Below are 25,285 nucleotides of genomic sequence, written 5' to 3'. Positions count from 1 at the left end.
TTGCGCTGGCCTCGGCCACCAGGCGGCTGACAAGTCCACGCTGCCGCAGAGTGCCACGCCCCGAACTCCCGTCATTTCCAGCATCTTCTTTCCAGTCCATCATGCGCAAATTCTCCTGGCTCTCCCTGACATGTGCGGCATTGCTTGCCAGCTGCGGCGGCGGCTCCTCCGACGGGGGGGACGTGGGCCCCGCACCCGGCGTGCAGCAGTATCCGGGCGGTGTCTGGTCGGGCACGGTCGGTACCGGCGCCCTGCAGCGCCAGGTGTTCGGCTATATCGACCCCGGCCCGACGGGCACCGGCGGCGAGTTCTACCTGGCGCGCGAGGCGGCCAGCTCTGCCGGGTACGACGGCCTTTACGGCCGGCTCAACGTGGACCGCACCACGGTGCTGGCCACCGGGGTCACGTACTTCTCGGTGCGCGACGGCAAGTTCGCCACCAACGTGACGCTGCGCGGCACCGCATCGGCCAGCGCGACCACGGGCCGCACCAATGCCATCAGCGGCAACTACAGCGACCCTGTGGCCACGGCGGCCGCCACCGGCTCCACGACCACGTTCAAGCTCAACTACAGCGACCTGAACAACCACCCCGCACGCCTGTCGCTCATGGAAGGCACCTACCGCGGCGGCGGTGTGTTCGGAGGCAACTGGGTGCTGTCCATCACGGCGCAAGGCGCACTCACCGGATCGGTGGGTGCCTGCACGGTCACCGGCACGGTGATCCCGCGCGCCAGCGACTCCGCGGTGTACGGCGTGTCGATGAACCTCTCGGGCAATGAAACCCTGTGCGCGGGCGCCGGCACCACGCAGGCCGGCGTCGCGGTGCTCAAGTTCGACGTGAGCGCCACGGAGCGCAGCGGCATCTGGATGATGACCCGCAACGCCACCGGCCCGGCGAACACCTTCGTGCTGGAAGGCAAGGCAGACAGCCCCAACAACCCCACGCCCGCCCCCACGGCCCAGAGCGCGGCGGGCAACTGGACCGGCACGGTCAGCGGCTCGGGCGCCACGTCGGTGTCCGCGGCCGTGCTCCCCGACGGCGGCTACTTCTTCTACCGCCCCATCGGCGCGGGCTACGACGCGCTGTACGGCACGCTGCTGGTCACGCCCGGCAGCAGCCTCGTGAGCTCCAACGACGGTGCCTACTTCAACCACCAGAATACGCTGGCGACGCAGTACACCGAGTCGATGGTGCTCAGCGGCGACGCGCGCACCGGCGTGAGCTTTGCCGGTACCTACGCCAACCCCGCCCAGGGCAGCGCGGCGACGTCGTTCTCGATGGTGCCCGACACCACCTTCCCGTACAACGCGATGCTGTCCTCGTCGGTCGCGCGCCTGGCAGGCACCTACAGCAGCCCCTCCATCGGCTTTGGCGGCACGAGCATGAGCCTCACGCTCAACGCGCTGGGCGAGATCAAGGGCACCACCAGCAACGGCTGCGCGCTCACGGGCGTGGTCACTGCGTATGAAGGCGGCGGCAACAATCTCTACCGCGTGCAGAACCTGGCCTACACCGGCGGCGGCTGCCCCTTCAACAGCTCGCCCAACCAGACGGGCGTGGCGTCCGCCCGTTTTGATGCCGCAGGGCAGACCGTGACGGGCCTGCGCGTGCTGACAGCTGCGCGCACGCTGACAGGCCAGCGCTTCCAGACGATCTTCATCGGTACGCGCTGAGCGCCGGTGGAATCGGAGGGGGTGCCTGAGGCACCCGCTCCACCCTCCAGCCTTGCGCGCAGCAGGAGCTGAAAAAAAAGCCCCCCATGCTTCTGGCATGGGGGGCTTTTTCAGGTTTGTCCTGGCGGGACCGGCCCGCAGCGGCCCGGCACGCCGCACCGTGGGGCGCGGTGATCAGTTGCTGGCGTAGGGCGAGCGCAGCGGGTTGACCGGGAACGCCTGCAGGCCGGTGTAGGGCTGGAACGCATAGCGCACGTACAGGCCGCCGGCGAACTCGCGGTAGTTGCGCGCGTTGTTGAGCGACAGGTGGCCGCCCAGGAACACCTGCGGATGCATCTGGTACTCCATGGCAGCGCCCAGGTTGTAGCCCAGGCCGGTGCGCGACTGCCCGGGGTAGATGGCGGTGGCGCCGGTCTCGCCGAACGCCAGCGCATCGCTGGCCGCCGCCGCCGCTGCCGCCTGGCGCGAGGGGCTGTTGGGGAAGTAGGGCGCGGCATCTTCCTTGAAGTACTGCACGCCCACCGAACCCTTGAGCTGGTAGGACAGGCGGCCATTGCGCTGCGCCCACTCGATGGGAATGCCGAACGAGAGGAACTGCTGCGGGCTGAAGTACCCGCCATGGCCCACGGTGAAGTACCGCAGGTTGCGCTGGTAGGACAGCCCCGTGAAGCTCAGGCCGGCGGTCAGGTCGGCGTTGGACGTGCGGTGCACATGCCAGTACATGCCGCCACCGGCTTCCACGCGCGCATTGCTGCGCACCCGCTCACCGGTCAGCCCGTGCAGCGAGCCGTAGCCGTACACACCCAGCTCGCCGTCGTCCCAGGTCAGGTCCACGCGGCCCCCGGTGGCCGACACGCCGCCCCAGCGGTCGCCGGTGCGGGCGTCGCGCGCCCCGGCGAACGACAGCAGGCTGTCGGTCACAGGGCGGCGCGACAGGTCCACGGCCATGGTCAGGTCGTCGTTGATGGGCATGCGGTAGCGCACGCCGCCTGTCACGTCCGCCTGGCCGAAGCCCAGGGGCGTGGTGCCGATGTCGGCCTTGAAGTTGCCGGACTCGTAACCCACGCTCAGCCCGATGCCGCTGTCGCTCTGCGAGCCCGGAGCGCGCTCGGGCATGTCGAGCGCCGTGACCGGCCCACCGCCGAAACGGCTGACGGTGCCGTACGGCGTGCCCGGCGAGCCCGCACTGGCACCGGTGGGCGTCACGCCCAGGATGAGGTGTCCATCGCCCACGCTCATCTTGAGCTGCACCGGCGCCTCGATCTCGGACAGTTGGCTCATGCCCGCCTCGCCCTGGCGGGCGCGGGCCGTAGCGCCGACGGAAAAGCTGCTGATCTGGCTTTGCTGCACCTCGCGCAGCTCATCGCGCGCCGTGCGCGGGCGCGTGGGGTCCGGCACGGCGTTCAACGTGCCTGCGGTGGACCATGCCGACGGCTGCGGGGCCATCGCCTGCGCCCGCTGCTGCTGTTGTTGCTGCAGCTGTGCAGAAGGCTGCATGCCCGGGTAACCGGCATAGCCCTGCGCGGGGGTTATGTAGCCTGCCGCGGCGTTCTGCTGCGCCGGCACCGCTGCGGGCGCGTAGGCAGGGGCATAGGCGGGCACGCTGGCCGCGCCAGTGCCGCCCGCGGCCGGGGCAGCGGCGGCGGATGACGCCGGTGCCTGCCGCTGCGCGGGCGCCACGGCGGTGCGGCCCGCCGTGGGCGCCGCCGCGTTGCGCCGCGCATTGGTGGATGGCGATGCGGCCCTCTCGGCAGCGGGGGCCGGCGTGGCCAGCTCGGGGTAGTAGCTGGCCGGCGTCATGGGCGGTGCCTGGACCACCATCTGGGGCGCGGGCGCAAAACGGCTCGCACCGGCAGGATCCGGGATGTACAGCCCCGACGGCGCATTGCTGCGCGCCACAGGCTGGGGCGCGTACTGCAGGGGCGTGTAGCCCAGCGGGGTGCGCGCCATGGCACCAGCGGACGCAGACCCAGGCACCGACAGGCCGCTGCTGGTGCGCTGCAGGGCTGCGCGCTGGGCAAAAGGATTGCCCATGCGGGCCGGGCCGGTGGACACGCCGCTGGCGGCCAGCACGGCGTCGCGCTGCGCGTTCTCTGCAGCGACGGCGGCGGTGAAAAACTCGGTGGCCTTGCTGTTCTTGCCCTGCGCCCGGTACAGCCGCCCCGCGGCGGTCAGCACCTCGGGGTCGCGCGGCGCGCGCGCCAGCGCCACGGACAGCAGCGACTCGGCGTAGCCGTAGTCCTTGGCACCCGTGGCCATGGCTGCGGTCTGCAGGATCAGGGGCACGTCGTTGGGCGACTTCTCCAAAAGCCGCGCATACAGCGCCTGCGCCTGCGCATAGTCGTTGTTGGCCGCATACATGCGGGCCAGGGCCGCCATGGCCAGCGGCTCGTCGGGCTGCTCGGCCAGCAGCGGCGCCAGGGTGTCGTACGCAGCGACGAGGTCGCCCGCCTCGCGCAGGCCGTCGGCCTGGCGCACGATGTACGCGCGGCGGATGTCGGCAAAGCTCTTGCGTTCGCGGTCGTTCATCGGCGCGGTCTGCAGCTGGCGCAATATGCCGGCCAGCTCCACGTCCTGCTGCGTCTTGAGCAGCGTGGCCGCGTACTGCAGCCGCAGCCCCACGTCGGGCCGCGGGGTGCGCGCCAGCACCTGGCGCACCATGCCCAGGGCGCGCTGGGGCTCGCCGGCGTCGGCATAGGCCAGGGCCAGTGCGCCCAGCAATTCGGTGTCCTGCGTGGCAAACGACTCGGCCTGGGCCAGCGTGGCGAGGGCCTCGGACTGGCGGCCCTCGGCCGCGAGGGCCGAGGCGGCCGAGGCCTGCACATGCACCCACACGCGCTTTTGCAGGGCCGCGATGTCGCGCGTGCGGTGCTTCTCGGGAATGCGGTCCAGCAGCGCCAGCGCGCCCGGCCAGTCGCTGGCTTCGGAGGCCAGCAGCGCGCTGGCGTACAGCGCCTCGGGCATGTTGGGGTTGGAGATGAGCAGGCCGTCCATCACGCCGCGCGCTTCGGCCACCGCGCCCATGCGCAGGTACAGGCGCGCCAGGTCCAGGCGCACCCAGGGGCTGGCGGGGTCGTTGAGCAGCGCGTCTTCCAGCGCCACGCGGGCCGCAGCGGTATCCCCGCGCTCGGTGGCGGCGCGGGCCTGGCCCAGTGCCTGCGCTGCGCGCAGGCGTCCCAGGGCGCCGACCTTTTCCTGCTGCGAGGGCGAGAGCTTCTCGACCAGGGCCAGCGCTTCGGCCGCCTTGTTGTTCTGGGCCAGCACCCCCACCAGGCCGCGCACGGCATCGGGGTTGTCTGCCTGGCGCGCCAGCACGCGGCGGTAGGCGGCTTCGGCGGCGTCGTACTGCCCGGCCTCGACCAGCAGGTCCGCCAGGTCGGTCTGTGCCGTGACCTCGGCCGGGTTCAGGCGCACGGCCTGCTCCAGGGATTTTTGGGCGGCCGCCGTGTCGCCGCGCTCACGCTCGCTGGTGGCCTGCTCGACCAGGCTCCAGTAAGTGGCACTGTCCAGCGCCTGCTTCCAGCGGCTGGCCGAGCCGGCGCGCGAGGCGCGCTCCAGCAGGCCGCGCGCGTCGGCAAAGCGCTCCTGGCGCAAGCGCAGGATGCCCAGGCCACCCAGCGCATCGCCGTCGGCGGGGCGCGCTTCGAGCACGCTCGAGAAGGCGGTCTCCGCCGCATCGAGCTCGCCATCGTCCAGCGCCTGGAAGCCGGCCGTGGTGCGCTGGCGCAGCGGGTCGGCACCTGCGGCCGGGCGGCCGGAGCTCTGCGCCTGCTTTTGCAGGTTCTGCGCCTGGGTGAGCCGCGTCTGCACGGCCGTGTCGCCCGGGTTGGCACGCAGGAAGTTCTCGTACAGCGGGATGTCGGCCGAGCGCGTGCCCGTCCAGGCCAACGCCTTGCGCCAGCTTTCCGTGGCGGCCTTGCCCACGTCGGGTCGGCCCGCCAGGCGCGCCAGCTGGCCGATGCCCTCGCGGCGCGTGGCGTCGCGGTAGGTCAGGTGCTGCGCCAGGGCCAGGGCGATCTGCGGGTCTTCGGGGGACTCCTGCGCCAGCCGGCCCAGGCCGCGGCGCGCTTCGTCCCAGCCGCCCGCCGTGGCGCCCAGGGTCTGGTAGTACTCCAGCGCCAGCGGGCCGGTGGGCGCGCGGTCACCCAGCGCGGCCTGGTAGGTGCTCAGCGCCTGGCTGGCCTGGCCGCTGCGGGCCTGCTGGCGTGCAGTCTCGATCTGCGGGGCACTGCGCCCGTTGCGGATGGACTCCTGCAGCCGGCTCACCAGCGGGCTGCGCGGGTGGGCCGCCTGCAGTTGCGTCAGGTAGCGCTGCGCGCCCTCGGGGCGCTGCGCGTTGAGCTCGACCAGCGCCATCCCGTACAGGGCCTGGGCGTTCTGGGGATTGATGCGCAAGAGCTTCTGCCAGGCCTCGCCCGCGCGGTCGGTATCTCCGCGCTCCTGCCAGTACTGGCCCTGGTCGAGCAGCGTCTGCTCGGCCCCGGTCTGGGCCCAGGCCGCGGGCGCCATCATCGAGGCCATCAGCCCCAGCGCAAGTGTGTGGTGACGACGGTGTTTGGAGGCCATGCCTTCCTTCTCCCAGATGGCCCCGGCCCACAACGGGGCCGGGAACGATTTGCTTGTTTCAGAACATCGCAGCGGGCGCCGATGCGCCGCGCGGCGTCATCAGGCCTTCTGCTTGAGGCGGGCCCTGGCACGTGCACGCAGCGACAGGTACATGACGATGGCCACCAGCACCGCGGCAGACACCCCCAGCAGGATCAGCAGCAGCGGATTGCGCGAGAGGAACCATTGTGTGTACAGCAGCGGGCCCAACTGGCCCACATAGTAGTTTTTCTCGGCCAGCAGGCTGTCGACCTGCTTGCCGCGGATCACCGTGGTGCTGCCCTGCACGTGCGTGAGCGAATCGGCATCGAGCAGCGCATCCACCACCTGCGACAGCCCGGCGGGCTGGTTGCTGGCCACCAGCACCACGCTGCGGCCGTTCTTGAGCGGCGACTCGAAGCCCGCGATGAAAGCATCGGTGCTGCTGCTCGAGAACGCCACCTGGTTGCGGCGCGTCTGCACTCCGGCCTCTTCCTCGAAGCCCCACCAGCGCATCAGGCGGCGGGCCAGGTCGGCGAGCTGAAAGCTCTTGGCGTCGCCCTGCAGCGCCGCGGGAATGGAGCTGGCCCACTGCTTGAGCAGCGGCTGGTTGCCGCCGCCCGAAGAGATCACCAGCAGGTCCTTGTCGGAGAGCTTGTCCACCTGCTGCGCCTGCGCCACCGTCACGCCCATGGCGGGGTGGCCGGTCACGCGGCCCATGATGCCCATCAGGCCCAGGTAGGTGCCGTACTCGGCCAGGCCCGGCTTGTCGGGCATGACCACCGCGGTGTCCGACAGGTCGGCCATGCGGGTGAACGGGAAGCCCGCGTTGCCGAACGCGGCCAGGTCGGGCATGGCGATGAAGTGTTTGAAGCCGGAAATATCGAGGGTCGAATCCGCGTCCACCGAGCCGCGCACGTTGTCCAGCGGCACGTCCTTGCAGGCGCCCTGCTTGACCACGTCGTAGTAGTAATGCATCTGCAGCTGCGACTGCGACGGCAGCTTGAACAGCGGGATGTGGAACTTCTCGCGCTCCGGCCCGGTTTCGCTCAGCGGCAGCACCTTGGTCAGCAGGCGGTCGAACGTGCCGGGCTCCTCGTGGGTCACGGAACGCAGCGGCAGCGAGCGCAGGAACTGCTGGTTCACGTTGATGTTGAGCGTGGACTTGTCGGCGTTGGGGCGCGGGGTGTACCGGTAGCGCAGGTCCACCGGAATGCCCTTCTGGCGCCATGCGAACAGGTCGGGCGGCAGGAAGAAGTTCACGCGGATCAGGTCGGGCGAGTAGCCGGACACGTCGAGCGCAGACGCCTCGACCAGTTCGCCGAACTTGACCGGCCGGTCGTTGGGCAGCCAGTGGGGCGCGTCGTAGGGCTTGCGGGGCTTGAGCTCCGTGACCTCCGTGATGCGCGCGATGGAACCGGACAGGGCCGAAGACCCCACCGCCAGCGCCTTGGCCGCCACGGCCAGTTCGGCATCGTCGCGCCCCATCACCAGCAGCAGCTTGCCGTTGCGGTCCGCGGGGTGGCTCACCACCGCCACCGTGGGGCCCTGGATGTCCGGCAGCGACAGGCCGGCCGGGGCTTGCGCGCGGCCCGCCACCATCACCACGGCGTTGCCGCGTGCCGGCAGCTCGCCGATCAGCGACGGGAACTTGGCGCCGCGAAAGCCCGCCAGCGCGCCGAACCACGACGACATCGTGCCCGCCGCCTGCAGGGCTGCGGTGTTGGGCGCCGCGTTGAACACGATGGGCAGCTCCAGCGGGCGCACATCGCGGCGGTCGAAGAAGGGCTGGGGCAGCAGCGCCAGGTCGTTGGTCTGCGCCACCGGGGCCACGGTCAGCTCCAGCACGCTGTCGTTGCCGACGTTGGCCCACAGGCTGGAGTGCAGGGGGTCTTCGCACTCCATCGTGTAGTGGCCGATGAGCTGCAGGTTCAGCCGGTTGAACTCGGTGATCAGCCGCGGCGGAATGGTGATCTCGCGCTGCAGGTTCTCGCCCGCCTGCTGCGTGGTGACGGGAATGGTCGCGGCCACCTGCTCGTTGACCATCACCTTGATGTGCGACAGGTTGGTCAGCAACGCCGGCGAGTACGAGTAGTTGAGCTTGAGCTTCGCGCCCGTGACCACTTCGTCGTTGCGCACGCTGAAGGCCACGCCGCTCGTGCCGTCCACGCCGCGCAACTGCAGCGGGAACAGGGCGCCCAGTTCCTTGAAGCTGTTGCGCTGCACACGCACGCCGCCTGCTGCCGGCAGCGACCCGGCGGTGGTCTCCGCAGCCGGTGCGGGTGCAGGTGCCGCAGCGAGCTGCGCGACGGGGGCGGCCGTTCCTGCCAGCGCCAGGGCCAGCATGGCGGGGAGCATGCGCTGGCGCGGCAGCCGATCTGTCGGTTGTCGTGTGGAGGTCATGTGTGGAATCTTCGGATACAGGAAACGGAACGGCTACCGGGGCTTCAGCGACTTGACAGCGGTGGAGGCCAGCTGCCCCATGCCGCGCAGTCCGATCGTGATCACGCTCCCGAGCGAGCGCAGCGGCTTGTCGCGCTGGCCGGTGCCCCAGGTGGCGATCCAGGCGTCGGCGCGCGCAAAGGTCAGCGATGCCAGCTCTGCCTGCTGGGCCAGGGTGAGGTTGTCGAACTTCACGCCCAGGCGGCCTTTGCCGTTGAAGGTGACGACCGCCGGGAAGACGCCCTCCTCGTCGGAGCGGAACAGCGATACCGACAGCTTGCTGCCCATCGGGATGTCGCTCTCGGGCGGCACCGTGAGCCCCAGGCCGTGCTGCGAGAAGTCTTCGGTCTTGCACACCAGGGTGCGGCCGTTCTCGAAACGGATCACCGCCGGCAGGGCCGCCGCCACGCGTGGCGTGCCGCGGATCTGGCGCGTCTCGCTGGCCACCGCCACGCTCGCGCCGAGCAGGATGATGTTGTAGACCGTCCAGACCATGTTGATGACCAGCGTGGTCGTCTCGTCGCCGTCCGCGTAGAACAGCTTCCAGATGCCGACGGCGATGCCCACCAGGTTGGTCAGCAGCAGCACCACATAGGGCCGCGCGATGGTCCAGTCGAAGTACGCCTTCTCGATCACGCCGCCCTTGGCCGTCACGTTGAACTTGCCCAGCTTGGGGTTGATGAAGGCCACGATCACCGGCCGCATGATGTACCAGGCCAGCACGGACTCGTACACCTCGTTCCAGAACGAGTGCCGAAAGCGGCCCTGGATGCGCGAGTTGGTGACGCTGGCGTGGGCCAGGTGGGGCAGCGCATACGCCGTGATCATGAGCGCCGTGGCCTGGAACACGTGCGCGTCGAAGAACAGGTAGGCCAGCGGCGCGGTCAGGAACACCAGGCGCGGCAGCCCGTAGAAGAAATGCAGCATCGCATTGAGGTAGCACAGCCGCTGCCCGAACTTGAGCCCCTTGCCGAACAGCGGGTTGTCGGTGCGGGCGATCTGCGCCATGCCCCGCGCCCAGCGGATGCGCTGGCCCACGTGGCCGGACAGGCTCTCGGTGGCCAGGCCCGCGGCCTGCGGCACTTCGAGGTAGGCGGTGTTGTAGCCCAGGCGCGCGAGCTTGAGCGCGGTGTGCGCGTCTTCGGTCACGGTCTCCACCGCGATGCCGCCCACCTCCAGCAGCTCCTTGCGGCGGATGATGGCGCAGGAGCCGCAGAAGAACGACGCGTTCCACAGGTCGTTGCCGTCCTGCACGATGCCGTAGAACAGCTCGCCCTCGTTGGGCATGCGGTGAAAGGTGTCCAGGTTGCGCTCGAAGGGGTCGGGCGAGAAGAACACGTGCGGCGTCTGCAGCATCACCAGGTTGGTGTCCTTGAAGAACCAGCCCATGCAGACCTGCAGGAACGAGCGCGTCGGGATGTGGTCGCAGTCGAAGATCGCGATGTACTCGGAGTTCGTGATCTTGAGCGCCGCGTTGATGTTGCCCGCCTTGGCGTGGTGGTTGTTGTCACGGATGATGTAGCCCACGCCCAGCTCTTCGCAGAACTCGCGGAAGTCCTGGCGGCGGCCGTCGTCCAGCACGTACACGTGCAGGCGGTCCTGGGGCCAGTCGAGGCTCATGGCCGAGAACACCGTCTGGCGCACCACTTCCAGCGGCTCGTTGTAGCTGGGGATGAAAACGTCCACGCTGGGCCAGGTGCTCACGTCCGCGGGCATGGGCACCGGGCGGCGCTGCAGCGGCCAGGCGGTCTGCAGGTAGCCGATGAGCAGCACGGCGAACGCGTACAGCTCGGCCAGCACCAGGCCGTAGCCGAAGGCGGCGTCCACCCAGTTAGTGAAGCCGATGGTGTCGGTGAAGCGCCAGTAGATGTAGCGCGACGAGGCCGAGATCGACAGCACGATCATCGCCAGCGTCGACAGCCGCCCCGGGGTCTTGCTCAGCAGCAGCGCGGCGCCGAACGAGCCCAGCGAGAACAGCACCTGCCCCTGCAGGTCCAGCGGCACGCTGATGACCAAGCCCATGAGCAGCGCACTGAACACCACCGCCGCCACGCGCGCCAGAGGATGCGTCCAGATCTCCCACGCCGTGATGGCATGCACCACCGTGCGCCAGTGCGCCTGGGGGCTGTGCGAATCGGCGTCGGCGACTTCGTCCGCCCGGGGGCGCTGGTCGACGCTCATCGCGGCGCTCCCGGCAGCAGCGGCAGGCGCAGGCGCTGGGTGATCGCCCGCGCGCATTTGCGCAGGTCGTCGGCGGCCTGGCCGTGGGCGTCGTACTGCAGCACGCTCTGGTCGTAGGCGAGTGCTTCGCGCACCGCCTGGTCTTCATGGATCACACCGACCAGGCGTTCGCCCAGGTTGTCCTGCATGACGCGCGTGATGTCCTTGGCCAGCTGGCGCGCGCTGTCGACCTGGTTGACCACGTACAGCGCGTCCACAAAGTCCGGTCGGGGAGCGCAATATGTATTCACCAGGCGCTGCATGAGCGCCAGGGCCGCATAGGAGGCCGCATCGGGCAGGCTGACGATCACCGCCGCCTGCGCGGCCGACAGCGCCTGCTGCATGTACACCGACGGGCCGGGCGGCGTGTCGACCAGCACCACGGCGTCGGGCGGCAGCTCCAGGCGCTGCAGCTGCTCGACCAGCCAGGCAGGGTGGGCGTCCAGGTGGCGCTCGAAGGCCACCCGGTCCGACTCGTTCACCATCCCGAAGGGCAGCACGTTCACCCCCGAGAGGCTGCGCACGCAGACAGCGCCCCAGTGTTCACCTTCCAGGCTGGCGCGGGACACCCCGCCCAGCGCGCGCGGGTCGGCACCGAAGTGCAGGCCCAGCGCGTTCTGCGGGTCCATGTCCACCACCAGGAGCGTGCCCACGCCCTGGCTTTGCAGGGCCGTGGCCAGGTTCGCCGTCAATGTCGTCTTGCCCACGCCCCCCTTGGCGGAAACGATAGCGATCACCTTCATGGGTACGGACCTCGGCGCGGTTGCCAGACCGGAGCAGGCGCGGGTGCGGCTTGCGGGGCGGCCGGAGCGGCTGCGGCCGACCCGGCCAAACGGGCGAACACGGAGGGCAGGTCCGTGGGCAATGTGCCGGCTGCGGGCGCAGGGGCTTCGGCGGCGGGAGCGCCGGAGCGCAGGCCCGCCAGGCCCGACAGCGGCGAGCGCGACGCCAGCGCCGATGCGGCCACCGGGGCCGGAGAAACGGGCGTTGCCGCCCGGTAGCCTGGCGCGTGGTCCGCAGACATCAAGGGGGCGGCGACGGGTGCGGGCTGCGCCAAGGCGTCCACCGAAGCGGCAGCCGGGGCCAGGGCCGCAGGGGCAGGGGCGGGCGCCGATACAGGCGCAGGGGCCAGTTGCGCCCATGCGGCAGGACCCGGACCCGCGGGAGCGGCGGCCGGCACAGCGTTCGGCCGGACCGCGGGCACTGGAGCCGCCTCCGCGGCATCGCCGCGGCGCACCACCGACGGGATGTCCCCGGCCACGGCGCCATGCACCGCCGTCACCAGCGGCCAGCGGTCACGCGACAGCTGGTGCTCCTGCTGGCGCGCCAGTTCCTGGTAAGGGCCGGGCTTGGCGCCAAACTGTTGAAAGAGGTTCACGACGTCATCGGAGGGCTTCATAGGTCAATCACCGTCTGTGCGTTGTTGCGTGCGGGGCCACAGTTCAGCGCGCCAGCTGGAACTGCACGCAGCCCCAGGCGTCGGCAGGAGCCACCTGGACCACGCGCAGCGCCCCGGAGCCGGCCTGCTCCATCCAGCTCTGGTACACCCCCTCCAGGAAACCGCCCGACCACTGGACGTGGCGCGCCCCGAATGCTGCAGATACGGGCGAAAGGCTGTGCTGGATGTTCAAGCGCGCCGCTTCTTGCGACAGCTGCACCCAGCCCCAGTCGATGCGCTCCCACACCGCCGTCATGCCGCGCTGCAGCTCGTCCAGCGTGGCAGCGGGCGCCAGGGGGTTCGCGGCCGCAAAGCGCGTTCCCACGCGGAACATCAGCGCATGCAAATCCTCGGGGGCCAGGGAGGACGCGAATTCTTCCGTCAGCGCCTGCAGGAACCCCCTCCACTGCGCTGCGCACTGCTGCGTGGCCAGGTGCTCGGCGATCTCTGGGCTGGGGAAGGAAGCGGCGGAAGTGGACATGGCGCAGGCAGGAACATCAGACCGGCGGCGGGCCGGCGCAGGATTGACCGAACTAAGGGTAAACCAGAACCACCGATTGATACACATGGTTTCAATCAGCGTGCCGGAATTTTAGAAGCCTTGATCCGCACACGCCCTTTTCGGCCTGCATCCAAAGGTCAACTTGGTTCAACTGCCGGCAACTACCGACCGGTTTGTAGGTACCAAACCACACCAACCATCAAGAAAACTATTAAATGCTGAATTTAATAGTTTTTTGCAACTATCGTAGTGTGTAAATGTTTCAGTCCGAAGCGCCTGAAATCACCCCGCCGCCCAGGCACACCTCGCCGTCGTACAGCACCGCACTCTGCCCGGGCGTCACGGCCCATTGCGCCTGGTAGAAGCGCAGCCCGAAGCCGTCCGCCTGTGCACCGCTCAGCTCGCAGGCCGCGTCCTGCTGGCGGTAGCGGGTCTTGGCGGCGTAGGCGCCCGGCGCCGGCGGGTGACCCGCTGTCCAGCTGGCGTCCTGGGCCGAGAGCTGGTGCGACAGCAGCCAGGGGTGGTCATGCCCCTGCACCACGCGCAGCGTGTTCCTGGCCAGGTCCTTGCGGGCGACGAACCAGGGCTCGTGCTCGCCGCCGCCGCGCTGGGCACCCTTTTCCTTGATGCCGCCGATGCCCAGGCCCTGGCGCTGGCCCAGCGTGTAGAACGACAGGCCCACGTGCTTGCCCAGGGTGCGGCCCCGGTCGTCCTGGATGGGGCCGGGTTCGTGGCTGATGTAGCGGTTCAGGAATTCGCGGAACGGCCGCTCGCCGATGAAGCAGATGCCGGTGGAATCCTTCTTCTTGGCGTTGGGCAGGCCGATCTCCTCGGCGATGCGGCGCACTTCGGTCTTGTGCAGCTCGCCCACCGGGAACAGCGTCTTGGACAACTGCGCCTGGTTCAGGCGGTGCAGGAAGTAGCTCTGGTCCTTGGAGGGGTCCAGCCCCTTGAGCAGCTCGAACAGGCCCGAAGCCCCGTTCTGGCGCACGCGGGCGTAGTGCCCCGTGGCGATCCTCTCGGCACCCAGGCGCATGGCGTGGTCGAGGAACGCCTTGAACTTGATCTCGGCGTTGCACAGCACGTCCGGGTTGGGCGTGCGGCCGGCCTGGTACTCGCGCAGGAACTCGGCGAACACGCGGTCCTTGTAGTCGGCCGCGAAGTTCACGTGCTCGATCTCGATGCCGATCACATCGGCCACGGCGGCCGCGTCCACGAAGTCGATGTTGGACGAGCAGTACTCGCTGTCGTCGTCGTCTTCCCAGTTCTTCATGAAAATGCCGACCACCTCATGGCCCTGCTGTTTGAGCAGGTGGGCGGTCACGGCGGAGTCGACGCCGCCGGAGAGGCCGACGACGACGCGCTGCTTGGGGGATGCTGTCATCCCTGCGATTGTATTTTTGCGGACGCCCCGGCGCTGCGCGGCCGCGCAGTACGCGTAGCCACCAGCAGGTCATAGAGCTGCTGGGCCGCCGGGGACAGCGACCGCCCCCGGCGCTTGATGAGCCCCATCTGCCGCGTGACCACCGGGTCCACCAGCGGAATGCTGACGAGGGTGGGGTGGTCCTTGCCGGGCATCGCCAGGCTGGGCACCGCCGCCACGCCCAGGCCCGCCTCCACCAAGCCGAGCAGCGTGGTCACGTGCTTGGCCTCGTACAGGCACTGGGGGCGGTCGGGCACGTTGGCCAGCGCCAGGTCCATCAGCAGGCGGTTGCCCGAGGTCTTGCCCACCGACATGAAGTCGTGCTGGCCCAGCTCCGCCCAGGAGACCTTCTTGCGCCGCGCCAGCACATGGTCGCGCCGGCAGGCCGCCACGAAGCGCTCGGCCAGCACCGGCTTGAACTCGATCTCGGCCTCCTGGCTGCCGATGAAGTTGAGGCCGAAATCCGCATCGCCCTGCGCCACGGCCACCAGCACCTCGTTGGCGCTGGCGTCGTGCACCTTGACGCGGATCTTCGGAAACCGCTCGTGGTAGCGCTTGACCACCTGCGGCAGAAAGTAATACACGGCCGAGGGCACGCAGGCAATGGTCACCTCGCCCATGCGCCGCGCCGCCACGTCGCCCAGGCCCATGAGCATGCCATCCAGGTCGTCGAGCCACACGCGCGTCTTGCGCGCGAAGTCGCGGCCCACGGCCGTGAGCGTCACGCGGCGCGTGGTGCGGTCGAGCAGGCGCACACCCAGCGCCTCTTCCAGCTTGTCGATGCGGCGGCTGAAGGCCGGCTGCGACAGGTGGATGGATTCGGCCGCGGCCCGAAAGCTCTGCAGCTCGGCCACGGCGGCAAAGGCCTGGATGTCGGCGAGATCGAATTTCTGGTTCATGGCGGTCCTGCGGTGCTGGGCGTTCTGGCGGTAATTGAAAGAGGTGCGGCGGACGCGGGCCCAAGGCCCGAAAACCATTGCTCCGTGTGCACCAATGCTTCGCAAAGTTGCAATTTACAGATGCCATTTCAGCACGTAAAAGCACGCGGCATCTATTGCACAGCATGCATCAATCGTTGCCAACAATGCAATTCACAAACAAGTCGCCGCGCCGCACCATGCGGACCCATGAGCTACAACCTTCCTTGCGTTCTGATGCGCGGCGGCACCTCCCGGGGCCCTTTCTTCCTGGCCAACTGGCTGCCGCAGGACACCGCCCAGCGTGACCGCACGCTGATAGCGGCCCTGGGCTCGCCGCACGAGCTGCAGATCGACGGCCTGGGCGGCGGCAACTCGTTGACCAGCAAGGTGGCCATCGTCTCGCGGTCGGTGCACGCCGACTGCGATGTGGACTACCTCTTCGCCCAGGTCAGCGTGGACGAGGCCCGCGTGGACACCCGCCCCAACTGCGGCAACATGCTCGCTGGCGTGGGGCCCTTCGCCATCGAGCAAGGCCTGGTGCCCGCCAGCGCCACCGGTGACGTGACGCGGGTGCGGGTCTACAACGTGAACACCCGCTCGCGCATCGACGTGCAGGTGCAGACCCGCGGCGGCCGGGTGCACTACGAAGGCGACGTGCACATCGACGGCGTGCAGGGCACGGCCGCCCCGGTGCTGATGAACTTCCTCGACGCCTGGGGCGCCGTCACGGGCCAGATCTTTCCGACCGGCCAGCGCATCGACACCCTCCACGGCCTGCCAGTGACCTGCATCGACGCCGCCCAGGTGATGGTGCTGGTGCGCGCCGCTGACCTGGGCCTGCGCGGCGACGAAACGCCTGCCGAACTCGACGCCGACACGGCCCTGCTGGCCCGGCTCGAAGCCCTGCGCTGCGAAGCCGGGCTGCGCATGGGCATGGGCGATGTGTCGGACAGCGTGCTGCCCAAGCCGGTGATCGTCTCCGAAGGCACGGTACCCGGCAGCATCACCTCGCGCTACTTCACGCCCCGCCGCTGCCACCGCTCACACGCAGTGACCGGCGCCATCGGCGTGGCCGCCGCGATGGTGCTGCCCGGCACCGTGGCCACCGACACCCGCACCGCGCCCAGCGCCGGCACGCGCCGGGTGGAGGTGCTGCACCCGGCCGGCCGCATCCACGTGGACGTGGAGCTCGCACTGGTGGACGGCCACTGCACGCTGGTGCAGGCCGCCCTGGTGCGCACGGCCCGAAAGATCCTGGAGGGCACGCTGTTCGTGGCGCACCACACGCTGGAGCCGCACGACTGACGCCCCCCGGCTCCCACACCGAGACCGTACTGCCGTGCGGCGGGCACATCGATACGTAACGCGGCGTACCGCGGGCACGTCCCGCGCCGCCCTTCTTCAACCCTCAACCCTTCCGCTTTCCGCTTTCCGCTTTCCGCTTTCCGCTTTCCGCTTTCCGCTTTCCGCTTTCCGCTTTCCGCTTTCCGCTTTCCGCTTTCGCTATTCCATACCTACATCACAGGAGACAAGACATGACTCGCCACACTGCACCCACACAGCCCTCTGCACCCCTTTCACGCCGGCGCACGCTGGCCGCCGGGCTGGCCCTGGCCACTCTCGCAGCCGGCATGCCGCTGGCTGCGCACGCTGCCTTTCCCGAGCGCTCGATCACCCTCGTGGTGCCCACCGCGGCCGGCGGCGGCAACGACGGCATGGCCCGCGTGGTGGCCCAGAAGATGTCCCAGCTGCTGGGCCAGTCGGTGATCGTCGAGAACAAGGCGGGCGCCAACGGCGCCATCGCCGCGGAGTTCGTGGCCCGCGCCGCGCCGGACGGCCACACCATCCTGTTCGGCTACATCGGCACGCACGGCATGAGCCCCGCGCTGCAAAAGCTGCGCTACGACCCCATCACCCAGTTCGAGCCCATCGGCATGGTCTGCTACTCGCCCACGCTGATGGTGATCAACCCCAAGGTGCCCGCCAAGACCGTGGCCGAGTTCGTGGCGCTGACCAAGGCGAACCCCACCGCCTACAACTACGCATCGGCCGGCAACGGCACCGCGCCGCACTTCTCGGCCGAGATGTTCAAGCTGGAGAGCGGCGCGCAGATGGCGCACGTGCCCTACCGCGGCTCGGCCCCGGCGATGAACGACACCATGGCCAACCAGACGCAGGTGATGTTCCCCAGCCTGTTCTCGGCCTCCTCGCACGTCAAGAACGGCAAGCTGCGCGCGCTGGCCCTGGCCGGCCCCAAGCGCTCGTCGCTGATGCCCGACGTGCCCACGATGGAAGAGGCGGGCATCAAGGGCGTGGAGATCACGCAGTGGTACGCGCTGTTCGCCCCGGCCAAGACCTCGAAGGCGGTGGTGGAGCAGCTCAACAAGACGCTCAACGCCGCCCTGGCCGACAAGGACGTCGCGCGCCGCATCGAAGAGCAGGGCGCCGTGGTGGACAGCAGCACGCCCGAAGCGCTGGCCATGACCGTGCGCCAGGAGCTCGCCAAGTGGCGCGGCGTGGTGCAAAAGGCCCAACTGACGGCTGATTGACCCCGCCCCCCAAAGAACACACCGATCCGAGGAGACACCATGACAACAAAGACCGCGGCGCCGTACGCCCTGTCCGCGCCCTTCACACTCTGCGCCCTGCTGGCGTGCGCGCCCGCCTTCGCCCAGACGACGCCCGCAGCCTCCACCCCATCCTCCGCGCTCACGCTCTACGGCGTGGTGGACCTGGGCGTGCGCCAGGCCAGCGGCCTCTCGGCCGCCAACGCGCCCGCGCCGGGGTCGAGCCGCAGCCTGGGCAGCGGCATCCACACCACCAGCCGCTGGGGCGTGCGGGGTACCGAAGACCTGGGCGGCGGCCTGCGTGCGCTGTTCAACCTGGAAAGCGGCCTCAACGCCGACACCGGCGCGCCCGCCAACAGCAGCAAGTACTTCGACCGCGCCTCGTGGGTGGGCCTGCAGGGCGGGTGGGGCACGGTGGCGCTGGGGCGGCAGACGACCACGCTGGCCGACGCCATATCGCCCGTGGACCCGCTGGCCATGCGCTTTGCCAGCTTCAACCCCAACATCGGCGTGACCGCGCTCAGCCAGCACGGCCTGGGCATCGAGTACGGCAGCGCGGGCGCCAACTCGGGCTCGTACCGGCTGGACAATTCCATCAAGTACACCGGCCGTTTCGGCGGATTCACCGCACGGGCCATGCTGGGACTGGGCGAGGTGGCGTCGCAGACCTCGCCCTTGTCTTCGCGCGGCGTGGGCCTGGCCTATGCGGACGGCGGCTTCACCGTGTCGGGCGCTGTGCAGAACTTCAAGGACGCCAACCTCCGCTCGCTGGACGGCGCGACGCTGGGCGCGGCCTACCAGTGGGGCACCGTGCGCCTGGCGGCCAATGCGGGGCGCAGCAAGGCGCAGACCGGTGCGGCCACGCACACCGAGCAGCGCGTGCTCTCGGCAGGTGCCACCTGGGCGGCCCTGCCGCTGCTGGACCTGACCGCCACCTACTACAAGGTGGACCGCGAGCGCACCGGCTCGGCCGATGATGGCTACGGCCGCATGGTCGCGTTTGCCGAGTACAAGCTGTCGCGCCGCACCCGGGTGTACGCCGAGCTGGACCACACGCGCTGGCGCAACGGCTTTCAGGGCGCGGCCAACAAACGCACGGCCAGCGGCGTGTCTGCCGGCGTGATGCACAGCTTCTGAGGTCGCAAGGCCCGGCTGCGCAGCGTCTGGTGGGGCTGCGCAGCCTGTTTCTTTTCTGGCCCATGCGGGCGGCATGGCACCTGCGCGCCGTCGCTTCTTTCCCTGACGGCGCCACGCTACAAAAACAGTAGCTGCTTGCGCTTGACCATCCAGCGGCAGGGCCCGTTTTTCACCAAAAAGCAGCGCCACCCGAGTGTGCGAACATCCGCGCCATCACACACCGTGATGGCATTCGCCCACGAGGCCCTGCGATGGAACTGAGACAACTGCGCTATTTCGTGCGCGTGGTGGAGCGTGGCTCCATGAGCCGCGCCGCCCTGGACCTGGACGTGGTGCAGTCCGCGCTCAGTCAGCAGATCACCCGGCTGGAGGGCGAGCTGGCAACGCGCCTGCTGCAGCGCACGCCGCGCGGCGTGACGCCCACCGAGGCGGGCCTGGCGTTCTTCCGCGAGGCGCAGCTCACCCTGCGCCATGCCGACCAGGCCGTGCGCGCCGCGCAGCAGGCACGCCTGTCGGGCACCGTCACCGTGGGCCTGGCGCCCACCACCGCGGGCGTGCTGGGCCTGCCGCTGATGCAGGCCATGCGCACGCGCTACCCCGACGTGCGGCTGCACATGGTCGAGAGCATGTCGGGCCACCTCACGGCCATGCTCAACGCGCGCGAGCTGGACCTGGCCGTGCTGTTCGACACCCGCCTGCACCAGGCCCGGCAGGCCGCGGGCGCGCGGCGCTGGGAGATGGCGCCGCTGCTGGAAGAAGACCTGTTCCTCATCTGCGCGCGCCGAGGCCCTGGCAACCCCGGCGGCCGTGCCTTGCCCAAGACCCTGACCGTGGCCGAGCTGGGCGACGAGCCGCTGATCCTGCCCACCGGCCCGCACGGCCTGCGCAGCACGCTCGACACCGCCTTCGCGCGCGACCGCGTGGCGCCGCACGTGGTGCTGGAGGTGGACTCGCTGGCGATGGTGATGGCCGCCGTGGACGCGGGCCTGGGCTCCACCGTGCAGCCCTGGGCCGCCATGGGCCGCTACCCGGACGCGGCCGAGCGCTTTCAGTGCGCGCGCCTGACCGACGCGCCCGCGCGCCGCGTGAACCTGCTGTGCAGCCTTCCGGACGAAGAACTCTCGCCCGCCGCACTGGCCACGCGCGTGGTCATGGCGGACTGCGTGCGCGAGCTGGTCACCAGCGGCCAGTGGTTCGGGACGACGTGGATCGGCGGCGAAGGCGCAGCCGCCTGAACCGGCCACGCGCCCTCAACGGCCACGCTGCCATCTCGATCTGTGATACCCCCATGACCTGAGCCCGCTGCACGACGGCCCGCCGTCTCCCTACAGTCGCCGTCACACGATGAACGACACGGCGACTACGCCAGGAGACACCACCATGGGCCCCACACCCCATCCCACCACGCCTGCCCGCAGCACGGCCTGCACCTGCCGCTTCCGCACGGGCCCACGGCCATGAGCGTGGATGTCCTGGTCATCGGCGGCGGCAACGCCGCGCTGTGCGCCGCGCTCATGGCGCGCGAGGCGGGGGCCAGCGTGCTGCTGCTCGAATCGGCCCCGCGGGCCTTGCGCGGCGGCAACTCGGCCCACACCCGCAACCTGCGCTGCATGCACGATGCACCGCAGGACGTGCTGGTGGGCAGCTATCCCGAAGAGGAGTTCTGGCAGGACCTGCTCAAGGTCACCGGCGGCCTCACCAACAAGCACCTGGCGCGCCTGGTGATCCGCGCGTCGGCCACCTGCCGCCCCTGGATGCGCAGCCACGGCGTGCACTTTCAGCCCGCGCTGGCGGGCACGTTGCATGTGGCGCGCACCAACGCGTTCTTCATGGGCGGGGGCAAGGCGCTGGTCAATGCCTACTACCGCAGTGCCGAGGCGCTGGGCGTGCAGGTGCGCTACGAGTCGCCGGTGGAGCGCCTGGATATCGACAACGGCCGCTTCGTCGCGGCGCACCTGGCAGGCGGCGAGCGCATCACCGCCAGGAGCTGCGTGCTCGCGGCCGGCGGGTTCGAGTCCAACCGCGAATGGCTGCGCGAGGCCTGGGGCCAGAACGAGCGCGGCGAGTGGCCGTCGGACAACTTCCTGATCCGCGGCACGGCCTACAACCGGGGCGTGTTGCTCCGGCACCTGCTCGACGACCACGGCGCGGACCGCATCGGCGACCCCACGCAGGCCCACATGGTGGCCATCGACGCGCGCGCGCCGCTGTACGACGGCGGCATCTGCACGCGCATCGACTGCGTGTCGCTGGGCGTGGTGGTCAACCGCGAGGGCGAGCGCTTCTACGACGAGGGCGAGGACTTCTGGCCCAAGCGTTATGCCATCTGGGGACGCCTGGTGGCGCAGCAGCCGGGGCAGATCGGCTACTCGGTCATCGACAGCCAGGCCATCGGCCGCTTCATGCCACCCGTGTTCCCGGGCGTGAAGGCCGACACCCTGCCCGAGCTGGCCGCAAAGCTCGGCCTGCCCGTGGACACCTTCATGCGCACGCTCGACACCTACAACGCCGCCTGCCGCGTGGGCACCTTCGACCACACCACGCTGGACGACTGCCACACCGAGGGCATCGCGCCCGCCAAGACCCACTGGGCACGGCCCATCGCCACCGGGCCGTTCTACGGCTATGCACTGAGGCCCGGCGTGACGTTCACCTACCTGGGGCTGCACACCGACGAGACCGCCGCCGTGCGCTTTGGCAACGCGCCCAGCCCCAACCTGTTCGTGGCCGGCGAAATGATGGCCGGCAACGTGCTGGGCAAGGGCTACACGGCCGGGGTGGGCATGAGCATCGGCACCGCCTTCGGCCGCATCGCGGGCGCACAGGCGGCTTTGGCATCAAAACAGGCCCTACCGCTTGCCCAGCAAGCGCAAGCAGCTATAAAAACAGGAGTACCCCATGCAAGCGCTTGAAGCCCTGACACGCGATGCCCGGGCGCTGGCCAACGGCGACGTGGTGCCTGCACTGCCGCTGACGGGCGCCGAAGCCGAGGTGGCGCGCCAGCTGCAGATCTGCAACGCCTGCCGCTACTGCGAAGGCTTTTGCGCCGTATTCCCGGCCATGACGCGCCGGCTCGAATTCCCGAAGGCCGACATCCACTTCATCGCCAACCTGTGCCACAACTGCGGCGCCTGCCTGCACGCCTGCCAGTACGCGCCGCCGCACGAATTTGCGGTGAACATCCCGCAGGCCATGGCGCAGGTGCGCGGCCAGACGTATGCGGACTACGCGTGGCCCCCGGCGCTGGGCGCGCTCTACCAGCGCAACGGCCTCACGCTGTCGCTCGCGCTGGCGGCGAGCCTGGCGCTGTTCCTGGTGCTGGCCGTGGCGCTGCACGGGCAGGGCCTGGCGGCGCTGTGGAGCACGCCGCAGGGCGGCTTCTACGGCATCTTTCCGCACAACCTGCTGGTGGGCCTGTTCGCGCCGGTGTTCCTGTTCGCCACGCTGGCCCTGGCGCTGGGCGTGCGCCGCTTCTGGCGCGACGTGACGCCCGCCACCAGCGGTGCGCCGCTGAGCGCCCCCGCCACCGCTGAGGCCACCGATGCCGTGCTGCGCCTGAAATACCTGGACGGCGGCCACGGCGAGGGCTGCCACAACGAGGACGACGCGTACACCCTGTCGCGCCGGCGGTTTCACCACCTCACGTTCTACGGCTTCATGCTGTGCTTTGCCGCCACCAGCGTGGCCACGCTGTACCACTACCTGCTGGGCCAGGCCGCACCGTACGACCTGCCCAGCCTGCCCAAACTGCTGGGCGGCGTGGGCGGCGTCAGCCTGGCCATAGGCACCGCGGGCCTGTGGTGGCTGAACCTGCGCCGCCACCCCGCGCAGGGCGATGCCGCGCAAAAGCCCATGGACCGCGGCTTCATCGCGCTGCTGTTCCTCACCGCGACCAGCGGCCTGCTGCTCTGGGCCGCGCGCGGCACGCCGGCCCTGGCGCTGATGCTGTGCCTGCACCTGGGCGCGGTGATGGCGCTGTTCGCCACGCTGCCCTACGGCAAGTTCGCGCACGGCATCTTCCGCACCGCAGCGCTGCTGCGCCATGCGGTGGAAAAGCGCCAGCCCCACCCCATCGGACTGGGTGCCGACTGAGCACGGGCGTGGCGAAGCGCCCCGGTGTGCGGTGACGCCACCGACAACCACACGACAACACGAATCCACAACACCACGATGAAGGAGACCACCATGAAAAAACGCGCTGCCCTGCACGCCCTCGCCACCGCCACCGCCCTGCTGCTGGGTGGCGCCGGCCACGCCCAGGACTTCCCGCCCAAAAAGCCCGTGACCCTGGTCGTCGGCTTTGCCGCCGGCGGCGCGGCCGACGCCGCCGCGCGCCTGATCGCCAAGAAGCTGGGCGAGAACATCGGCCAGCCGGTGGTGGTGGACAACAAGGGCGGGGCGGGCGGCAACATCGCCCACCAGTTCGTGGCCAATGCGGTGCCCGATGGCACGGTGCTGCTGCTGGGCTCGGTGGGGCCGCTGACCATCGCGCCGCACCTCATGAAGCTCACCTACGACCCATTCAAGGACCTGGCGGCGGTGTCGGGCGGGGTGAACTTTCCGAACGTGCTGGTGGTGCACCAGGACGCGGGCGCCAAAACGCTGGCCGAGTTCGTGCAGCTGTCCAAGAAGAAGCCCGGCAGCGTGGACTTTGCCTCCACCGGCGCGGGCTCGGCGTCGCACCTGGCGGGCGAGCTGTTCAACCAGCGCGCGGGCATCGACATGACCCATGTGCCGTACAAGGGCGGCGCGCCGGCGCTGCAGGACCTGCTGGGCGGGCGCATCACCTCGTACTTTGCCGCGCCGCCCACGGCCATGCCGCATGTGGAGACGGGCAAGCTGATCCCGTTGGCCACCACGGGCCTCACGCGCCCGGCCTACCTGCCGAACATCCCCACCGTGGCGGAGTCGGGCTACCCGGGCTTCGAGGCGCTGAACTGGTATGCGTTTGTCGCCCCCGGCAAGACGCCGCCTGCCATCCTGGACCGCTGGAACCAGGAGATCGTGAAGGTGCTGAACGATGCGGGCGTGAAAGAGGCGCTGAACAAGCACGGCCTCACGCCCCAGCCCACCACGCGCGTGGAGCTCACGGCTTTCATGAAGAAGGAATCCGCGCAGTGGGCCGCCATCATCAAGGAGCGCAAGCTCACGGCGGAGTGAACTCCCCCGCACCCGGGGCCTTGAGTTAGCCCTGCTGCGACGCCGGCTCGGTGACCGAGATATCGGTGTGCACCAGCGACAGCGGAAAGCGCTGGCCCGCCAGGTAGTCCTCCAGGCAGCGCAGCAGCAGCGGGCTGCGGTGGCGCTCCGGGCAGGCGCGGATCTCGTCGGGCGTCATCCACACCGTGCGCACGATGCCGGTATCGAGCGTGCGCCAGTCGTGGTGCGTGCCCAGCGTGCCCGCGAACGCAAAGCGCATGTAGGTGATGTCGTCGCCGGTGCGCGTCTTGGTGAAGCGGTTCAGGTACACGCCGATCAGGGCCGTGGGCTCGAAGTCGTGGGCCGTTTCCTCCAGCACCTCGCGCGCGCAGGCCTGGATGGGCGACTCGCCCGGGTCCAGGTGGCCCGCGGGGTTGTTGAGCTTGAGGCCGTCCGTGGTCTCTTCCTCGACCAGCAGAAAGCGGCCGTCGCGCTCGACGAGCGCGGCCACGGTGACGTTGGGTTTCCAGCGGTGGGGCATGGCGCGCATTATGACGAGGCAGCATGACGTGCTGCCAACAGCCTCTGTAGCACGCCACATGCTGCTGTCGCGCAGGGGCCACGGCGGCGCTGCCTTGGCGCCAGTTGCCTACAGCATTCGCACCATGTACACCGCGCCTTCGCCATAGCTGGCCAGCCGCGCGCGCTGCACCGCATCGGCCAGCGGCTGCACGGCGTAGCCCTGGCGCTCCCAGTAGCCTTGCGAGCCCTGCACCGACACCAGCGCCGTGTGCTGCAGGCCCTGCGCCCGCGCTGCGTCCCACATCGGCTGCAGCAGGGCACGCGCCAGGCCCTGGCCCGCGCAGTCGGGCAGCACGGCCATGTCGTGCAGGTAGAGCGTGTCGGGCTGCGGCACCGCCTCGAAGCTGCCGTGCAGGGGCGTCACCTTGTGCCGCACCGACCGGTAGGCGGCCAGGTAGGCACACACCACGCCCGCGCGCTCCAGCACCAGCGAGCAGTTGGCGGGGCTGGCCAGGCGGCGGGCAAAGACCTCGCCGCTTTCCACAAAGCCCTCGCCGTAGCAGGCCAGCTGCACCGCCAGCAGGCCGGGCAGGTCCCGCAGAGAGAGGGGGCGAACGTGAGGTGGAGTTGAGCGCATCAGGGCACGGTGGTCAGCAATGGCCAGGTCCTCAATGATAGGGACGTGCATGACCTGCCGGGTCATCGACGCCGTTCA

The 25,285-nt window shown here is 69.8% G+C and carries 18 protein-coding genes; 8 read left to right on the top strand and 10 right to left on the bottom strand.

Annotated features, from left to right (window positions below; translation table 11 throughout):
- Positions 1 to 101: 101 nt before the first annotated feature.
- Positions 102 to 1,676 carry a hypothetical protein gene (locus tag ACIGHN_RS23390; RefSeq protein ID WP_396506425.1) on the top strand — a complete coding sequence of 525 codons (1,575 nt, stop codon included), beginning with the start codon at positions 102 to 104 and terminating at the stop codon, positions 1,674 to 1,676.
- Between the two features lie 174 nt (positions 1,677 to 1,850).
- On the opposite strand, the gene ACIGHN_RS23385 is transcribed toward ACIGHN_RS23390, so the two are convergent.
- The 8 genes from ACIGHN_RS23385 to ACIGHN_RS23350 all read right to left on the bottom strand — a co-directional run bounded on the left by ACIGHN_RS23385 (position 1,851) and on the right by ACIGHN_RS23350 (position 15,184).
- Entirely contained in the window at positions 1,851 to 6,242 is a 4,392-nt protein-coding gene (locus ACIGHN_RS23385; RefSeq protein ID WP_396506423.1) for a cellulose synthase subunit BcsC-related outer membrane protein, read from the bottom strand.
- Between the two features lie 99 nt (positions 6,243 to 6,341).
- Positions 6,342 to 8,663: a cellulose biosynthesis cyclic di-GMP-binding regulatory protein BcsB gene (gene bcsB, locus ACIGHN_RS23380; protein WP_396506421.1), complete on the bottom strand. Its 2,322-nt coding sequence runs from the start codon at positions 8,661 to 8,663 to the stop codon at positions 6,342 to 6,344.
- A 33-nt stretch (positions 8,664 to 8,696) separates the two neighbouring features.
- A complete protein-coding gene (bcsA, locus tag ACIGHN_RS23375) occupies positions 8,697 to 10,883 on the bottom strand; it encodes a UDP-forming cellulose synthase catalytic subunit (RefSeq protein WP_396506419.1) in 2,187 nt (728 codons plus the stop codon).
- Entirely contained in the window at positions 10,880 to 11,665 is a 786-nt protein-coding gene (gene bcsQ / locus ACIGHN_RS23370; RefSeq protein WP_056411008.1) for a cellulose biosynthesis protein BcsQ, read from the bottom strand. Before bcsQ ends, bcsA begins: the two co-directional genes overlap by 4 nt.
- On the bottom strand, positions 11,662 to 12,321 hold the full coding sequence (gene bcsP / locus ACIGHN_RS23365; protein WP_396506417.1) for a cellulose biosynthesis protein BcsP: 660 nt from the start codon (positions 12,319 to 12,321) through the stop codon (positions 11,662 to 11,664). The genes bcsQ and bcsP overlap by 4 nt, the downstream gene beginning before the upstream one ends.
- Positions 12,322 to 12,364: 43 nt before the next feature.
- The gene (gene bcsD, locus ACIGHN_RS23360) at positions 12,365 to 12,841 is read right to left on the bottom strand and encodes a cellulose biosynthesis protein BcsD (protein WP_396506415.1); all 477 of its coding nucleotides are present in this window, start codon (positions 12,839 to 12,841) and stop codon (positions 12,365 to 12,367) included.
- Between the two features lie 283 nt (positions 12,842 to 13,124).
- Complete coding sequence (gene mnmA, locus ACIGHN_RS23355; protein WP_396506413.1) at positions 13,125 to 14,246, bottom strand: tRNA 2-thiouridine(34) synthase MnmA; 1,122 nt, start codon at positions 14,244 to 14,246, stop codon at positions 13,125 to 13,127.
- A complete protein-coding gene (locus tag ACIGHN_RS23350; RefSeq protein WP_056410997.1) occupies positions 14,243 to 15,184 on the bottom strand; it encodes a LysR family transcriptional regulator in 942 nt (313 codons plus the stop codon). The genes mnmA and ACIGHN_RS23350 overlap by 4 nt, the downstream gene beginning before the upstream one ends.
- 228 nt (positions 15,185 to 15,412) lie before the next feature.
- Between ACIGHN_RS23350 and ACIGHN_RS23345 the strand changes: the two genes are divergently transcribed.
- The 7 genes from ACIGHN_RS23345 to ACIGHN_RS23315 all read left to right on the top strand — a co-directional run bounded on the left by ACIGHN_RS23345 (position 15,413) and on the right by ACIGHN_RS23315 (position 24,069).
- Positions 15,413 to 16,510, top strand: coding sequence for a 4-oxalomesaconate tautomerase (locus ACIGHN_RS23345; protein ID WP_396506412.1), 1,098 nt, complete (start codon positions 15,413 to 15,415; stop codon positions 16,508 to 16,510).
- Between the two features lie 230 nt (positions 16,511 to 16,740).
- On the top strand, positions 16,741 to 17,754 hold the full coding sequence (locus ACIGHN_RS23340) for a Bug family tripartite tricarboxylate transporter substrate binding protein (RefSeq protein ID WP_396506410.1): 1,014 nt from the start codon (positions 16,741 to 16,743) through the stop codon (positions 17,752 to 17,754).
- Positions 17,755 to 17,793: 39 nt separating this feature from the next.
- Complete coding sequence (locus ACIGHN_RS23335) at positions 17,794 to 18,909, top strand: porin (protein ID WP_396506408.1); 1,116 nt, start codon at positions 17,794 to 17,796, stop codon at positions 18,907 to 18,909.
- Between the two features lie 251 nt (positions 18,910 to 19,160).
- Complete coding sequence (locus ACIGHN_RS23330; protein ID WP_396506406.1) at positions 19,161 to 20,144, top strand: LysR substrate-binding domain-containing protein; 984 nt, start codon at positions 19,161 to 19,163, stop codon at positions 20,142 to 20,144.
- Between the two features lie 222 nt (positions 20,145 to 20,366).
- Positions 20,367 to 21,821: an FAD-dependent tricarballylate dehydrogenase TcuA gene (tcuA, locus tag ACIGHN_RS23325; RefSeq protein ID WP_396506404.1), complete on the top strand. Its 1,455-nt coding sequence runs from the start codon at positions 20,367 to 20,369 to the stop codon at positions 21,819 to 21,821.
- Positions 21,808 to 23,001, top strand: coding sequence for a tricarballylate utilization 4Fe-4S protein TcuB (tcuB, locus tag ACIGHN_RS23320; protein WP_396506402.1), 1,194 nt, complete (start codon positions 21,808 to 21,810; stop codon positions 22,999 to 23,001). Before tcuA ends, tcuB begins: the two co-directional genes overlap by 14 nt.
- Positions 23,002 to 23,094: 93 nt before the next feature.
- Positions 23,095 to 24,069 (top strand): Bug family tripartite tricarboxylate transporter substrate binding protein, encoded by a 975-nt coding sequence (locus ACIGHN_RS23315; RefSeq protein WP_396506400.1) that lies wholly within the window; start codon positions 23,095 to 23,097, stop codon positions 24,067 to 24,069.
- A 25-nt stretch (positions 24,070 to 24,094) separates the two neighbouring features.
- Here ACIGHN_RS23315 and ACIGHN_RS23310 read toward each other — a convergent pair whose 3' ends face one another.
- Complete coding sequence (locus ACIGHN_RS23310; protein WP_056171731.1) at positions 24,095 to 24,589, bottom strand: NUDIX hydrolase; 495 nt, start codon at positions 24,587 to 24,589, stop codon at positions 24,095 to 24,097.
- A 108-nt stretch (positions 24,590 to 24,697) separates the two neighbouring features.
- Positions 24,698 to 25,207 (bottom strand): GNAT family N-acetyltransferase, encoded by a 510-nt coding sequence (locus ACIGHN_RS23305; RefSeq protein WP_396506452.1) that lies wholly within the window; start codon positions 25,205 to 25,207, stop codon positions 24,698 to 24,700.
- Between the last annotated feature and the right edge of the window lie 78 nt (positions 25,208 to 25,285).

Origin of the sequence: Acidovorax sp. NPDC077693, assembly GCF_044542805.1 — a bacterium.
Lineage (GTDB): Bacteria > Pseudomonadota > Gammaproteobacteria > Burkholderiales > Burkholderiaceae_C > Acidovorax.
This window is presented reverse-complemented; position numbering and strand designations above follow the sequence as displayed.

Excerpts from the sequence above, each read along its gene's own strand:
- ACIGHN_RS23385 (WP_396506423.1), bottom strand. The coding sequence starts at position 6,242 with ATGGCCTCCAAACACCGTCGTCACCACACACTTGCGCTGGGGCTGATG.
- ACIGHN_RS23305 (WP_396506452.1), bottom strand. The coding sequence starts at position 25,207 with ATGCGCTCAACTCCACCTCACGTTCGCCCCCTCTCTCTGCGGGACCTG.
- mnmA (WP_396506413.1), bottom strand. The coding sequence starts at position 14,246 with ATGACAGCATCCCCCAAGCAGCGCGTCGTCGTCGGCCTCTCCGGCGGC.
- bcsQ (WP_056411008.1), bottom strand. The coding sequence starts at position 11,665 with ATGAAGGTGATCGCTATCGTTTCCGCCAAGGGGGGCGTGGGCAAGACG.
- ACIGHN_RS23390 (WP_396506425.1), top strand. The coding sequence starts at position 102 with ATGCGCAAATTCTCCTGGCTCTCCCTGACATGTGCGGCATTGCTTGCC.
- tcuB (WP_396506402.1), top strand. The coding sequence starts at position 21,808 with ATGCAAGCGCTTGAAGCCCTGACACGCGATGCCCGGGCGCTGGCCAAC.
- bcsP (WP_396506417.1), bottom strand. The coding sequence starts at position 12,321 with ATGAAGCCCTCCGATGACGTCGTGAACCTCTTTCAACAGTTTGGCGCC.
- ACIGHN_RS23345 (WP_396506412.1), top strand. The coding sequence starts at position 15,413 with ATGAGCTACAACCTTCCTTGCGTTCTGATGCGCGGCGGCACCTCCCGG.
- ACIGHN_RS23340 (WP_396506410.1), top strand. The coding sequence starts at position 16,741 with ATGACTCGCCACACTGCACCCACACAGCCCTCTGCACCCCTTTCACGC.
- bcsA (WP_396506419.1), bottom strand. The coding sequence starts at position 10,883 with ATGAGCGTCGACCAGCGCCCCCGGGCGGACGAAGTCGCCGACGCCGAT.
- ACIGHN_RS23350 (WP_056410997.1), bottom strand. The coding sequence starts at position 15,184 with ATGAACCAGAAATTCGATCTCGCCGACATCCAGGCCTTTGCCGCCGTG.
- ACIGHN_RS23315 (WP_396506400.1), top strand. The coding sequence starts at position 23,095 with ATGAAAAAACGCGCTGCCCTGCACGCCCTCGCCACCGCCACCGCCCTG.
- tcuA (WP_396506404.1), top strand. The coding sequence starts at position 20,367 with ATGAGCGTGGATGTCCTGGTCATCGGCGGCGGCAACGCCGCGCTGTGC.
- ACIGHN_RS23335 (WP_396506408.1), top strand. The coding sequence starts at position 17,794 with ATGACAACAAAGACCGCGGCGCCGTACGCCCTGTCCGCGCCCTTCACA.
- ACIGHN_RS23310 (WP_056171731.1), bottom strand. The coding sequence starts at position 24,589 with ATGCCCCACCGCTGGAAACCCAACGTCACCGTGGCCGCGCTCGTCGAG.
- bcsD (WP_396506415.1), bottom strand. The coding sequence starts at position 12,841 with ATGTCCACTTCCGCCGCTTCCTTCCCCAGCCCAGAGATCGCCGAGCAC.
- bcsB (WP_396506421.1), bottom strand. The coding sequence starts at position 8,663 with ATGACCTCCACACGACAACCGACAGATCGGCTGCCGCGCCAGCGCATG.
- ACIGHN_RS23330 (WP_396506406.1), top strand. The coding sequence starts at position 19,161 with ATGGAACTGAGACAACTGCGCTATTTCGTGCGCGTGGTGGAGCGTGGC.